This is a genomic window from Pseudarthrobacter cellobiosi, from assembly GCF_023913815.1.
Taxonomy (GTDB): domain Bacteria; phylum Actinomycetota; class Actinomycetes; order Actinomycetales; family Micrococcaceae; genus Arthrobacter; species Arthrobacter cellobiosi.
This window is the reverse complement of the sequence record NZ_JAMXBK010000020.1, coordinates 214,988-228,027: the sequence shown is the minus strand read 5'-3', so window position 1 is coordinate 228,027 and position 13,040 is coordinate 214,988. Positions and strand designations below refer to the sequence as shown.

Annotated in this window: 12 protein-coding genes; 9 read left to right on the top strand and 3 right to left on the bottom strand. The window is 65.6% G+C overall.

Going from position 1 to position 13,040, the window contains the following annotated elements:
• Positions 1 to 61: 61 nt before the first annotated feature.
• The 3 genes from NG701_RS06740 to NG701_RS06730 all read right to left on the bottom strand — a co-directional run bounded on the left by NG701_RS06740 (position 62) and on the right by NG701_RS06730 (position 2,662).
• Positions 62 to 583 (bottom strand): hypothetical protein, encoded by a 522-nt coding sequence (locus tag NG701_RS06740; protein WP_252565556.1) that lies wholly within the window; start codon positions 581 to 583, stop codon positions 62 to 64.
• The gene (locus NG701_RS06735) at positions 510 to 1,883 is read right to left on the bottom strand and encodes a hypothetical protein (protein ID WP_252565555.1); all 1,374 of its coding nucleotides are present in this window, start codon (positions 1,881 to 1,883) and stop codon (positions 510 to 512) included. Before NG701_RS06735 ends, NG701_RS06740 begins: the two co-directional genes overlap by 74 nt.
• Positions 1,884 to 1,987: 104 nt before the next feature.
• The gene (locus tag NG701_RS06730; protein WP_252565553.1) at positions 1,988 to 2,662 is read right to left on the bottom strand and encodes an acVLRF1 family peptidyl-tRNA hydrolase; all 675 of its coding nucleotides are present in this window, start codon (positions 2,660 to 2,662) and stop codon (positions 1,988 to 1,990) included.
• Between the two features lie 61 nt (positions 2,663 to 2,723).
• Between NG701_RS06730 and NG701_RS06725 the strand changes: the two genes are divergently transcribed.
• The 9 genes from NG701_RS06725 (at position 2,724) to aroC (ending at position 13,017) form a co-directional block, all read left to right on the top strand.
• A complete protein-coding gene (locus tag NG701_RS06725) occupies positions 2,724 to 4,124 on the top strand; it encodes a replication-associated recombination protein A (RefSeq protein ID WP_252565551.1) in 1,401 nt (466 codons plus the stop codon).
• Positions 4,125 to 4,447: 323 nt separating this feature from the next.
• Positions 4,448 to 5,074 (top strand): 30S ribosomal protein S4, encoded by a 627-nt coding sequence (gene rpsD, locus NG701_RS06720; RefSeq protein WP_058932352.1) that lies wholly within the window; start codon positions 4,448 to 4,450, stop codon positions 5,072 to 5,074.
• Between the two features lie 147 nt (positions 5,075 to 5,221).
• Positions 5,222 to 5,596, top strand: coding sequence for a DUF948 domain-containing protein (locus NG701_RS06715; protein ID WP_252565549.1), 375 nt, complete (start codon positions 5,222 to 5,224; stop codon positions 5,594 to 5,596).
• Positions 5,597 to 5,614: 18 nt separating this feature from the next.
• Entirely contained in the window at positions 5,615 to 5,845 is a 231-nt protein-coding gene (locus tag NG701_RS06710; protein WP_252565547.1) for a DUF6167 family protein, read from the top strand.
• A 119-nt stretch (positions 5,846 to 5,964) separates the two neighbouring features.
• Positions 5,965 to 8,643 carry an alanine--tRNA ligase gene (alaS, locus tag NG701_RS06705; protein WP_252565545.1) on the top strand — a complete coding sequence of 893 codons (2,679 nt, stop codon included), beginning with the start codon at positions 5,965 to 5,967 and terminating at the stop codon, positions 8,641 to 8,643.
• 7 nt (positions 8,644 to 8,650) lie between these two features.
• The gene (ruvX, locus tag NG701_RS06700) at positions 8,651 to 9,262 is read left to right on the top strand and encodes a Holliday junction resolvase RuvX (RefSeq protein WP_252565543.1); all 612 of its coding nucleotides are present in this window, start codon (positions 8,651 to 8,653) and stop codon (positions 9,260 to 9,262) included.
• Entirely contained in the window at positions 9,246 to 10,934 is a 1,689-nt protein-coding gene (gene mltG / locus NG701_RS06695; protein ID WP_252565541.1) for an endolytic transglycosylase MltG, read from the top strand. Before ruvX ends, mltG begins: the two co-directional genes overlap by 17 nt.
• Positions 10,931 to 11,791, top strand: a complete 861-nt coding sequence (locus tag NG701_RS06690; protein WP_252565539.1) for a shikimate dehydrogenase — start codon at positions 10,931 to 10,933, stop codon at positions 11,789 to 11,791. Before mltG ends, NG701_RS06690 begins: the two co-directional genes overlap by 4 nt.
• A 26-nt stretch (positions 11,792 to 11,817) precedes the next feature.
• Complete coding sequence (aroC, locus tag NG701_RS06685) at positions 11,818 to 13,017, top strand: chorismate synthase (RefSeq protein ID WP_252565537.1); 1,200 nt, start codon at positions 11,818 to 11,820, stop codon at positions 13,015 to 13,017.
• Positions 13,018 to 13,040: the final 23 nt, after the last annotated feature.

Sequence of the window (13,040 nt, the reverse complement as noted above, 5' to 3'; positions counted from 1 at the left end):
TTCGGTGGTCAATGGGTTCTAGACAAGCTCCATTTTCCTTGAAAAGACGGGCATTCTCGGTTTAAACCGCCGTCGGCGCCCCGAGCAACATCGGTGGATCAAGGCTTAGGTGCCCCTCGTGGATGGATCCGCCAGCCAGCACCGTCCGGGCCGGTGTCTCGGCCAGTGAACCGATGTAGCGGCCAGCGGATGGCTTGCCCCGGAGATCGCTTCCCTGGGCATGGCTCCACTTGGCGCCGTCCTCGGAAACAGCGATTCCCGCCTGGTCGGCATCGTCCGCGCGGAACCATCCAGCTGCGAGGAAGCCGTGGCTGGAGGGCAGCGCCGCTTTCACCGGCGAGTCCCCGTTCTCAGTGCCGGCACCGAATATGTTGCCGGTATACACCGACCATGCTCCGCCTTCGGGCCGTGACCAGATGACCGGCAGTTGGCTGTTCGCGGTCCTGCTGCTGCCCAGCAGCATCAGACCGCCGGTTCCGGCCGCCATGGTGTCCAACGTCTGGTTCTCGTCACTGACCAGGGTGGTGTAGTTGCTGAAGTCCCGTTCGCCCTCCAGCTCCCAGATAGTGGGCTGGGAACCCACCGAATGCCAGCGGTTTGCCGCTGCCGCTGCTAAAACCGGTGATATACGATTCCTGCCCGGCGGCGAGCCAGGGTGCCGCGGTTTCCAAGGCGGCATGCCGTTCGGTGATGGCTCCGCTGGCGTCTATGTGCCAGAGGCGGACCTGGTCGTTTCCATGGTTGGAGTCGGTGCCGGCCACCAGGAAGCCGTCAGCCACTGCTGTCACGTCGGAATAGAGCCGAAGCCAGTCTTCGGCCGGTTCAGGTATCGGCAGTTCGGACCAGGGCTGGCCAGGCCGCTGAAGCAGGACCTTGGGTATGTCGACGCTCAGTTCGCCGATCATCTGTGTGGCGATCGCACCGGCGGAACCGTAGGCCACGATGGACTGCCGGGGGAATTCCTGGTCCTGGCTGCTCCACGCATGGTCAGCGGAGAGTTGCCATCCACCTTCCGGCGTCCAGCTGCCGGACATGCCAAGGGGAAAGTGTTTCGGCACGGAGACTCCAGGCCACGCATGTCCAGTCACCCTGAAATCCGTTCCCGACCAGGCCGCGGTCCAGAGGGCGTTGCCGAGGGGACCCACACCCGAGCTGTCCGGTGTGGCATCCTGCCAACTGCTCCCGCCGTCGGTGGAGGAAAAGGCCCGTGAATATGGTGGACGGCTGGGATCGTTTTCCTGCCCCACGAGAAGCACGGCTGCCGGTCCCACGGCCATGTTCAGGGGATGGAAGGTGCCGTGCGCCGGGGGCAGCCCGGCAGCCGTGCCGTCCCGCCCGGTCCGGGCTGATCCGTCGGTGCTTTGGTAGAGCGTCATAGCCGTGCCGTCGGATTCCTGCTCTGGTGACGTGGCGATGAGCCAGCCCAGATCGGTACCCACCACCGTGTTCAGGCTCGTGGCGGTGGTTTCGAAAATTGGTCCCTGCTGAAGGCTGAAGTCCTTGCCGTTGCTGCTGGTGAAGGCGAAGACCTGCCCGTTTCGGTGCCCTAGCAGGAGCCACTGGCCCTCACGGGCAGTAGGCAAGCTGTACAGCACCATGCCCGGATCTGCCTGGCCATCAAACAACACTGGTTGCCAGGAAACACCGTTGTCCGGTGAGTAGGCAGCTCGGTGACCATCGAAGGCTGCGTTTGCAATGCCCAGCACCGCCAGGACTTCCTGTCCCCGGCTCGTGAGGTCCCGCAGCGAACTGTTGGCGCGCTCTTCGCTGGCCAGCGCGGTGTCGATGCCGCCGATATGGAAGGAGAGCCGGGACTGGTCCAGCCAGCTGCCGTCCGTGCAGCCGGTGCAAGACAGTGTCAGCGCTGCCACAATGGCAGCCATTCTCGTTCTTAGGTTCATGTCTTCCCCCGGCAGCGGCCCCTTGCTGGGGAGTCTAGGCAGGAAGAGTCGGCCGGCGCTTGTCACCGAGGGCCGGTTGTGGATAACTATGCCGGTGAGTCGGCCACCTGTATCCGGACGGCGCAGACATCCGCGGCGGCCTTCCGCAGCACCGAGCCATTGGGATCAGGCACATCCAGGAAGTCCAGCCGCGGGACTGAGGCGTAAACCTTCAGGGCCGGGTGGTCCACGACCAGCCCCGCAAGGGTCCGGTCCCCGCCGGGCGCCAGGTACTCGATCGGCTGGCCGCCAAAGACCACGGCTGCGTGCGCCGCCACCTTCTCCACCAGCTCATCAGCCTGATTGGCCCGGCGGCGCGCGAACCGCTGCTGGGACTGGCCACCGGCCGCCGTGCGGGACTGCACGTAGCGGGACCCCGCCTTGGACGCGAGCAGGATGCCTTCCCGGGCCACGGCCACCGCATAGCCGCCGCGCCGCACAAGCACCAGGCCAGCCGTCCGGGGCTGGGCGGCCACTGACGCCAAACGTTCCAAGGGATCGGCGCCCCGTCCAGGCCGTCCGTCCGGCGGCCACGGAGCCTGAAGCAGCGCAGTGGTGCCGTCGGCCGCCAGCAGCCGCACGCCGTCGTCGTTATCGCTGATCCGGAAGCCGCCGTGCGAGGCACCGAAGCGATCCGCCCAGCCAGCCAGGCGTTCGCCGGACACAAACGCGGTCCTGACGGACCCCGGCCGGCTGGCGCCGGGGGTACTGCGTGCGCTCATGGCGGGATTCCTTGCATGGAGGGCGGAAGTGGGGCAGTGAACTAATGAGTAGCCTATCTATGTGGATGATCTCTTCGCCCAAGGGCATGGCAATGACGACGACGACACTGACGAACCGTCGTCGTCCGGCCGTACCGCCGCGCCCCGCAGTCCGTTGGCCGTGCGGATGCGGCCACGCACCCTGGATGACGTGGTGGGCCAGCAGCACCTGCTGGGGCAGGGATCGCCGTTGCGGCAACTGGCCGCCGGCACCGACGCCCTGGGTCCCGCAGGGCCCAGCTCGCTGATCCTCTGGGGACCGCCCGGTACCGGGAAAACCACGCTGGCGCACGTGATCGCCAAGGGCAAGGGGCGGAAGTTCGTGGAGCTGTCCGCCATCACCGCAGGCGTCAAGGACGTCCGGCGGGTTATGGACGAAGCCCTGACGGCGCGGGACCTGTACAAAACCACCACCGTGCTTTTCCTCGACGAGATCCACCGCTTCAACAAGGCCCAGCAGGATGCCCTGCTGCCCGGCGTCGAAAACCGCTGGGTGGTGCTCGTAGCAGCAACCACCGAGAACCCGTCCTTTTCGGTGGTCTCGCCACTGCTGTCCCGCTCCCTCCTGCTCACCCTGAAACCGCTGACGGAGGCGGACATTGAAGGGCTGCTGCAGCGCGCCGTGGCGGACGAACGCGGCCTGAACGGGAAAGTGGAGCTCTCCGCCGAGGCCCTGGCGCACCTCGTCCGGCTCGCGGGCGGCGACGCCCGGCGAGCCCTGACGGCCCTCGAAGCCGCAGCAGGCGTGGCCTTCGGCGATGCGGACGACGCCGCTTCCGACTCGCTGGTCACCGTGGAACTCAAGCACACCGAACGCGCCCTGGATGTGGCCGCCGTGCGCTACGACCGCGCCGGGGACCAGCACTACGACGTCGCCAGCGCATTCATCAAATCGGTCCGCGGCTCCGACGTCGACGCCGCACTGCACTACCTGGCCAGAATGCTGGAGGCAGGGGAGGACCCGAGGTTCATTGCCCGGCGCATCGTGATTTCCGCGGCGGAAGACGTGGGAATGGCGGACCCCACAGCGCTGCAGACGGCGGTCGCCGCCGCCCAGGCAGTCCAGCTGATCGGCATGCCCGAGGGGCGGATCGTCCTGGCCGAGGCCGTGGTGCATCTGGCCACCGCGCCGAAATCCAATGCCGCGTACATGGGAATCAACAAGGCCGTCGCGGATGTCCGTGCCGGCCTGGGCAACGGGATCCCGGCGCACCTGCGTGACGCGCACTACCCCGGCTCCAAGCAGCTGGGCCACGGGCTCGGCTACAAATACGCCCACGATGCCCCCCATTCCGTGGCCAGCCAGCAGTACCCGCCGGATGATCTGGTGGGTCGGGACTACTACGAGCCCACCGCCAACGGCGCGGAACGGGACATCGCCGTGCGCCTCGAACGCCTGCGCAAGATCATCCGCGGCAACTGACCGGCCTTGGCGGTGGAGTGGACCCGGGGCAGTGATGCCACGGGAGTGACGGCGGGCGAGCGCGGGCGAGCGCGAGCGAGCGCGAGCGCGGCCGGAGCGGCCGGAGCGGCCGGAGCGGCCGGCGGAGTGTGGGAGTGCAGCCGAATCCTGCTAAGATTGTTCGTTGTCTGGCAAGGCGCGGACGCAATCTCCCCATCCTTCAGTATTTTCTGCTGTTTCGTTGGGGTAGCCCTGTGCCCAGTAGCAAAAGGCAGCGGTTGGCCGATGCTCTCCATTATGGAGGCCAGTAACACTGACACACCGCAGATATTGAAAGGACACAAGTGGCTAACAACACTCGTGCTCGCCGTACAGCACGCCTCTCGCGTGCACTCGGCATTGCTCTGACCCCCAAGGCCGCCAAGTACATGGAGCGCCGTCCGTACGGCCCCGGTGAGCATGGCCGTGCCCGCAAGAAGCAGGACTCCGACTACGCCGTACGTCTGCGCGAAAAGCAGCGTCTGCGCGCCCAGTACGGCATCCGCGAAGCCCAGATGACCCGCGCCTTCGAAGAAGCCCGCCGCACCAAGGGCCTGACCGGTGAAAACCTGATCGAACTGCTCGAAATGCGTCTCGACGCCCTCGTGCTGCGTGCCGGCTTCGCCCGCACCATCGCCCAGGCCCGCCAGCTTGTTGTGCACCGCCACATCATGGTTGACGGCATCCGCGTTGACCGCCCGTCCTTCCGCGTCAGCGAAGGCCAGCTTGTCCACGTCCACACCCGCAGCGAAACCATGGTTCCGCTCCAGGTTGCAGCAGCCGGCGCACACCGCGACGTCCTGCCCCAGGTTCCGGCCTACCTGGACGTCAAGCTTGACGCCCTGCAGGCCCGCCTGGTCCGTCGCCCGAAGCGCTCCGAGGTTCCCGTAACCTGCGAAGAGCAGCTCGTCGTCGAATTCTACGCACGCTAAATCCCAGCAGCGTATCCAAAGAAGCCCGTGGCAAGCGCCACGGGCTTCTTTGTATGTAAGGTACTTGGGGGACATCTGCGGAACGCATCAAGGCAGCGTGCGCGCGGAGGTAAAAGATCCACGTCAGTTTCAAGGAGATGAACGTCTATGTCTGGTGGCGATATTGCCGGCCTGATCGCAGCCGGGGTGTTCGCGCTCCTGGTGCTGCTGCTCGCCGTGCCCATCCTGAAGCTCGGCAGTGTGCTGGAGGAAATTCGGACCTCCATCCGCTCCCTCAGCGATGGCGCCACGCCCCTGATGGACGAAGTCACCGCGACTGTGTCCACCACCAACCAGCAGCTGAAGAAAGTGGATGGCATCACCTCCAACGTTTCGGATGCGTCGGCAAACCTTTCGGCGCTGTCATCACTCGTAGCAGCGACAGTCGGTTCACCGCTGATCAAGGTGGCGGCCTTCAGTTACGGCGTGCGCTCAGCACTGGCCAACCGCAAGAAGCCCGCCCCCGGCCGCCGCAGCCGCTAAGCCACCGGAGAAACTGAAATGAAACGATTTGTCTGGATGGGAATCGGCGTGGCCATCGGAGTCATCGCGTTCCGTAAGGTCACCGAAGCCCAGTCCAACCTGGGGCCCGAGGGCCTGAACCGCGCGGTGGGCCGGCTGGCTGACGGCGTATACGACTTCGCCGACGCCGTGCGTTCAGGAATGCATGAGCGCGAGACCGACCTTCGGGCCGCCCTCGGGGTCGACTCCCAGGACGTAGCCCGCCGCTGAACGCGCGGGAAAAACGCGCGAGAATTAAACCAGCAGCCGCCGCTTGCCGGCACTGCCGTCTGAATCAATAAGTCATGCGTGGCATAACGCGTGAACCGAGAAGGGTATGTAATCAGCTCATGAAGTCGCAGGAGATCACAAAGCGCTGGGTGGACTTTTTTGTCAGCAAAGGACACACAGCAGTTCCCTCCGCCTCGCTGGTCTCCAGCGACCCCTCCCTCCTGTTCACCGTGGCCGGCATGGTCCCGTTCATCCCTTACCTGACTGCCCGCGAAGAGGCCCCTTTCGCTCGGGCCACCAGCGTTCAAAAATGCATCCGCACCGGTGACATCGAGGAGGTGGGCAAGACCGCCCGCCACGGCACCTTCTTCCAGATGTGCGGCAACTTCTCCTTCGGTGATTACTTCAAGGAAGACGCCATCAAGTACGCCTGGGAGCTGCTTACCAAGAGCGTGGACGACGGCGGCTACGGCCTTCCGCCGGAACTGCTGTGGGTGACGGTCTACGAAGAGGATGACGAAGCCAAGGAGCTGTGGCTCACAAACACCGGCGTCCCGTCCGAGCGCATCCAGCGCATGGGCAAAGCCGACAACTACTGGCACACCGGCCAGCCGGGCCCCGCAGGCCCCTGCTCGGAGATCTACTACGACCGGGGCCCTGCCTACGGCGTCGAGGGCGGACCCATCGCCGACGAAAACCGCTACGTTGAAATCTGGAACCTGGTGTTTATGCAGTACCAGATCGACAACGTCCGCTCCAAGGACGACTTCGACGTCGTCGGCGAGCTGCCCAAAAAGAACATCGATACCGGCCTCGGCATGGAGCGCCTCGCGATGATCCTGCAGGGCGTCGAGAACATGTACGAGACCGACCAGGTCCGGCCTGTGATCGACAAGGCTGCCGAGCTGTCGGGCCGGGAGTACACCTCGGCCGAAACACCCGAGGACCCGCACCACACGGACGACGTCCGCATGCGCGTTGTCGGTGACCACATCCGCTCAGCCCTCATGCTGATCGCCGACGGCGTGACCCCGTCCAACGAGGGCCGCGGCTACGTCCTACGCCGCCTGATCCGCCGTGCCGTGCGTTCCATGCGCCTGCTCGGCGTCGAAAAGGCCTGCCTGCCGGACCTGCTCCCCGCCTCACGCGATGCCATGAAGGGCGTCTACCCCATCGTGGCGACGGACTTTGACCGCATCAGCCGGATCGCCTACGCCGAAGAGCGGGCCTTCCTGCGCACCATCGCTTCAGGTACCGCCCGCCTCGAAGACGCTGTAACGGAGTCCAAGGCCGCCGGCACGCCGCTGTCCGGGGCAGATGCCTTCGCCCTGCACGACACCTACGGCTTCCCGATCGACCTCACCCTGGAGATGGCAGAGGAAGCCGGGCTCAAGGTCGATGAGCCGGAATTCCGCCGACTGATGCTCGAGCAGCGCCAGCGTGCCCAGGCGGACGCCAAGGGCAAGAAGGGCGGCCACGCCGATCTCAGCGCCTTCCAGGAACTGCTGGCGCAGGGCGAGACTGTCTTCACCGGTTACACCGAGCTGGATGGTGAGTCCCGGGTCCGGGGCATCCTCAGCCGCGGACAGAACGTGGGGCACGCCGCCACCGGCGACGAGATTGAACTCGTCCTGGCGGAGACCCCGTTTTACGCTGAGGCAGGCGGCCAGTCGGCTGACACCGGCCTCATTACCGGTGATGGATTCGTCGTCGAAGTCCTTGACGTCCAACGCCCCATCAAGGGACTGAGTGTTCACAAGGCAATCGTCCGCGAAGGGGAGATCGGCTCCGACTCACTGGTCCGCGCAGCCGTGGACCGCGAGCGGCGCCACGCCGCCGAGCAGGCCCACACCGGCACGCACATCGTCCATGCCGCGCTGCACCAGATCCTCGGCCCCGAAGCCACCCAGCGTGGTTCCTACAACAAGGCCGGCTACCTGCGCTTCGACTTCGCCTGGGGCGAAGGCCTCAGCACCGCCACGCGTTCGGAAATCGAGGAAGTCTCCAACCTCGCCATCCGCAACAACTTCCGCGTGGACACGAAGGTCATGGGCCTGGCAGAGGCCAAGGCGCTGGGCGCCATGGCGCTCTTCGGCGAAAACTACGGCAGCGAAGTCCGTGTTGTGGAGATCGACGGCGCGTGGTCCCGGGAACTCTGCGGCGGCACGCACGTAGCAAACACGTCGCTGATCGGCAGCCTGTCGCTGCTCGGCGAGCAGTCAGTCGGTTCAGGAAACCGCCGTGTGGAGGCGTTCGTGGGCATGGATGCTTTCCGCCACCTGGCCGCCGAGCGTGCCCTGGTGACTGAACTGACCGAGATGCTCAAAGTGCCTTCGGGTCAGCTCGCCGACAGAATCGCCAGCACGCTGAACAAGCTCAAGGCCACGGAGAAGGAACTCGACCGCCTGCGCAAGGAACAGATCGCCGCGGCGGCCGGAAACCTCGTGGGCACAGCCCGGGACGCAGCCGGCGTCCAGGTCATTGCACACGACGCCGGCCAGATCGGCGGCGCTGACGACATCCGCAACCTTGCCCTCGACCTGCGCAACCGACTCGGTTCGGCAGCATCCACCGTGGCAGTAGCCGGTGTCAGCAATGACCGGCCCATGATTCTCGTGGCCACCAACGAGGCAGCCCGGGAAGCCGGCGTGAAGGCCGGCGCACTGGTCCGGCTCGCGGCCGGAATCCTCGGCGGCGGCGGCGGCGGCAAGGACGACGTCGCCCAGGGTGGCGGCACGGACACCGCCAAGGTCGCACCGGCGCTGGCCGCCGTTGTGGACGCCATCTCCCGGCGCTAGGGAACCCGTGACAGAATCCGCTGGCGTCGCCGTCTACCCCCAGGGCATCAAACTGGGTGTAGACGTCGGCACCGTCCGCGTGGGCGTGGCCATCTGCGACCGGGACGAAATCCTGGCCACTCCGCACAAGACCCTGGACCGCAACGTCAAGAAGAATTCCGACGTGCGTGTCATCGCGTCCCTCGCTGTGGAACTGGGCGCCGTCCAGGTCTTCGTGGGGCTGCCACGCACTATGAAGGGCGAGGAGCACGCCTCTGCCAGGATGGCCACCGACTACGCCGAACTGCTGGTCGCGGAGTTCGTTGCCCGGGGAATGGATGTTCCGGTAAACCTCGTGGACGAGCGTCTGAGCAGTGTTACGGCGCACCGTAACCTGCACGAAGCTGGCATGAGCAGCCGGAACCACCGTAAAGTGGTGGATCAGGTCGCGGCGGCAGGCATCCTCCAGCACGCCATCGACATGCAAAAAGCCAGGGGAACGGACGTTGGCAGCCGCGTGACTGCGCCGCCCCGTACTCGGCCATCCGGAGCAGGTTCGGCAGTTCAGCCGGGGCATGCGGCCCCGGAAGGCACGACTCGATCTCAGAACACGGAAGGCTACAGTGAGCCCGTCCAATAACGACGACGCCTCAGGCGCCACGAGCAACGATGGCGCCAGGCCGCTGACCCGAAAAGAGCTCCGCGCCCTGGAGAAGCACACGGGAAGCAGCGATGTGGTTCCCGAGCAGGCCTACGAAACGGGGCAGGATGCGCCCGCACCTGCCACGGCTCCTGTTCCCGAAGCTGCACCCGCTCCGGCGCCTGCCCCCGTTCCGGTCCGGGCGCCCGAACCTGTTCAGGCGCCTGAACCGGATCCGGAGCCGGCTGTTCCCACAGTCCCGGAAACGCCGCCTTCCATCCAGGACGCCGGTCCGGCCGCAGCCCACCAGCCGGATGACGCCCAGGTTCAGGAATACCAACCCGAAGAGCAGCACTTTTATGAAGCGCACGACGCCGGGCACCACCACCCTGACGAAGCGCTCCATGAAGCCGGGCACCACTATCCGGACGAAGAACACCATGATGCAGGCCACCATGATGATCGCCATGCCGATGACCACTACCCTGATGATCACCATGCCGATGACCACTACCCTGATGATCACCATGCCGATGACCACTACCCTGATGATCACCACCCCGACACCGGCCTGTTCGCCGGCCCAGCCGCGGTTTCCGTAGTGGCGAAGCCCTCCAAGAAGGTGCGGCGCCGGCGCCGCCTCCTGGCCCTGTTCCTGACCCTTGTGGTCTTCGTGGCAGCGATCGCCGTGGGCGCGCAGTTCCTGAAGCCCCTGCTTGGAAACGACAAAGCGGCCGACTACCCCGGCCCCGGCACGGGCGAAGTCATAGTTTCGGTCCAGCCAGGTGAAGGTACGCGCTCTGTGGCCACCAAACTGGAAAGCGGGAAAGTCGTGGCCAACGCTGACACTTTCCTGCAGGCATTTGCTTCTTCCGGCGGAACGCTGTCGCCGGGGGACTACACGTTCATGATGGAAATGAAGAACTCCGACGCCGTCAGCGTCCTTCTCGGCACCGACAAGAGCAAGGTCATCTACTTCGCATTGAGTGCCGGTCTCAGGGTCGGCGAGTCGCTTCAGGCCATATCCGAGGGCTCCGGTGTATCGCTGCAGCAACTGAAGGAGCTCAGCAACGCTCCCGCACAGTTTGGGCTCCCAGCCAACGCCAAGAACCTTGAGGGCTACCTCGCTCCGGGGGAGTACCGCTTCCCGCTCGGCACACCGGCCAAGGACATCCTCCAGTCACTGGTCAAGGGAACCACCGACGAACTGGTGGCACAGGGCATCACCGATCCGGCGAAGCAGTATGAAGCCGTGATCGTGGCGAGCATTGTGCAGGCCGAAGGCGGCCAGGCTGAGTACGGCGATGTTGCAGGAGCCATCTACAACCGCCTCAAGCCGAATGACCAGACCTCCGGTTACCTGCAGGTCGATTCGGCCGTGACGTACGGGCTGGGCACCAAGAGCTTCAACTTCACCGATGAAGAGCGCCAGGACAAGTCCAACCTCTACAACACCTACGCCAACCCCGGCCTACCGCCGGGCCCCATCGGCTCCCCGGGCAAGACCGCTATCGACGCTGCGGCGAAGCCCAAAACCAACGACTACCTCTACTGGGTAACCATCAACCTGGACACGAAAGAGACAAAGTTCTCTAAGACGCTCGACGAGCACAACGTCTACGTCAACCAGTACAACACCTGGTGCCAGGCCAACGTGGGCCGCTGCACATGAGTCTCCGGGCCGCCGTCCTGGGCCATCCGATCAGCCACTCCAAATCCCCGGCCCTGCACCTGGCGGCCTACCGCAAACTCGGGATGGACATCGACTACACGGCCCTGGACCTGACCGAGCAGGCTCTGCCCGCGTTTATGGAACAGGTCAGGACACAGCAGGGCTGGCGTGGTCTCTCAGTCACCATGCCCCTGAAATCAGGCATGGTTGCCGAAGTGGACGAAGTCCGCGGCGTGGCACGGACACTGGGCGTGGTCAACACCGTCGCCTTCGAGGAAAACCTCGGCTCCGTCAGGCGTATCGGCTACAACACCGACGTCGCCGGCATCGTCAACGCTGTCCTTAACGCCGGAGTGGCGGCCAGCCCCGCCGCCGTGGTGCTGGGCGGAGGCGGTACAGCCGCAGCCGCAGTGGCCGCGCTGAAGGATCTGGGCACGCAGCACGCCCAGGTGTTCGTCCGGGACATCTCCCGGGCCGACGAAGCACGCGCCGCCGCGGCCGGAGTAGGCCTTTCCATCGTCGTCCGGCCGCTGACCGAAGCCGCCGTTCCGACCGCAAGTGCCGACGTCGTAATTTCCACGCTCCCGCCGCGCGCAGCGGACGGGCTGGCGGCGGAGATCGCCGCGTTGGGGACCGGAACACCCGGTGTCCTCCTGGACGTGGCCTATGATCCGTGGCCCAGCCAGATTGCGTCGGCGTGGCAGTCCGGCGGCGGTGCGGTGGTGCCCGGACTCGAAATGTTGATGTACCAGGCGGTGGAACAGGTACGCCTGTTCACCGGCCGCGGTGACGACGTTAATGCAGCTGTCATAGATGTGATGTGCGACTCAGTCGGCCTTCCCCGACGGGCGTTCTGACCGCCATACGTGGCAGGATGGAAATTATGTTGCGTTGGTTGACTGCCGGTGAATCCCATGGTCCGGCCCTGATGGGAATTATTGAAGGCGTCCCCGCCGGTGTTGAACTCACCAGCGGGCAGATCGCCGATTCATTGGCACGCCGCCGTCTTGGCTACGGCCGGGGCGCACGGATGAAGTTCGAGCAGGACGTCGTGACCATTCTCGGCGGCGTCCGCCACGGCCTGACCCAGGGCGGTCCTGTGGCCGTCCAAGTCGCCAACACCGAATGGCCCAAGTGGGAGCAGATCATGTCTGCCGATCCCGTGGATCCGGAAATCCTGGCGGACCAGGCCCGCAACGCACCGCTGACCCGGCCCCGTCCGGGACACGCAGACTTCACCGGGATGCAGAAGTACGGATTCTCCGAGGCCCGCCCTGTCCTGGAACGCGCCAGCGCCCGGGAGACCGCCACACGGGTTGCCATGGGCACCGTGGCGTCCCAGTTCCTCAAAGCGCTCGGCATCGAACTGGTCAGCCACACAGTCTCCATTGCCAGCGTGACCGTACCGGAGGGCCGTCCGCTGCCCGTTCCGGCCAACGTGATTGCGCTCGACGCCGATCCTTTGCGCTGCTTTGACCGTGAGACCTCTGACGCCATGGTGGCCGAGGTTGACGCTGCTCACAAGGAAGGCGAAACCCTGGGCGGTGTGGTGGAGGTACTCGCGTACGGACTGCCGCCGGGACTGGGCAGCTATGTCCACTGGGACCGCAGGCTTGATTCGCGCCTCGCCGCCGCCCTGATGGGCATCCAGGCCATCAAGGGCGTGGAGGTCGGCGACGGTTTCCTGACAGCTGCGCGCCGCGGCTCCGCTGCCCACGACGAAATCGTCAAGGACGCGGACGGCAAGATCATCCGGACCAGCAACCGGGCCGGCGGCATCGAAGGCGGCATGAGCATCGGCGACGTCCTGCGCGTACGTGCGGCCATGAAACCCATCGCCACGGTGCCCCGCGCCCTGCGCACAGTTGACGTCAGCACGGGAGAGCCTGCCAAGGCGCACCACCAGCGCTCCGACGTCTGTGCCGTGCCGGCTGCCGGCGTGGTGGCTGAGGCGATGGTGGCGCTGGTCCTGGCGGAAGCCGTCACCGAAAAGTTCGGCGGTGACTCCGTGGCGGAGACCGCCCGCAACATCAAGGGTTACCTGGACAACATTCCGGCATCCCTGGACTCGATCGGCCACTAGTGCCCGGGAGCCGTAAGGCCGGT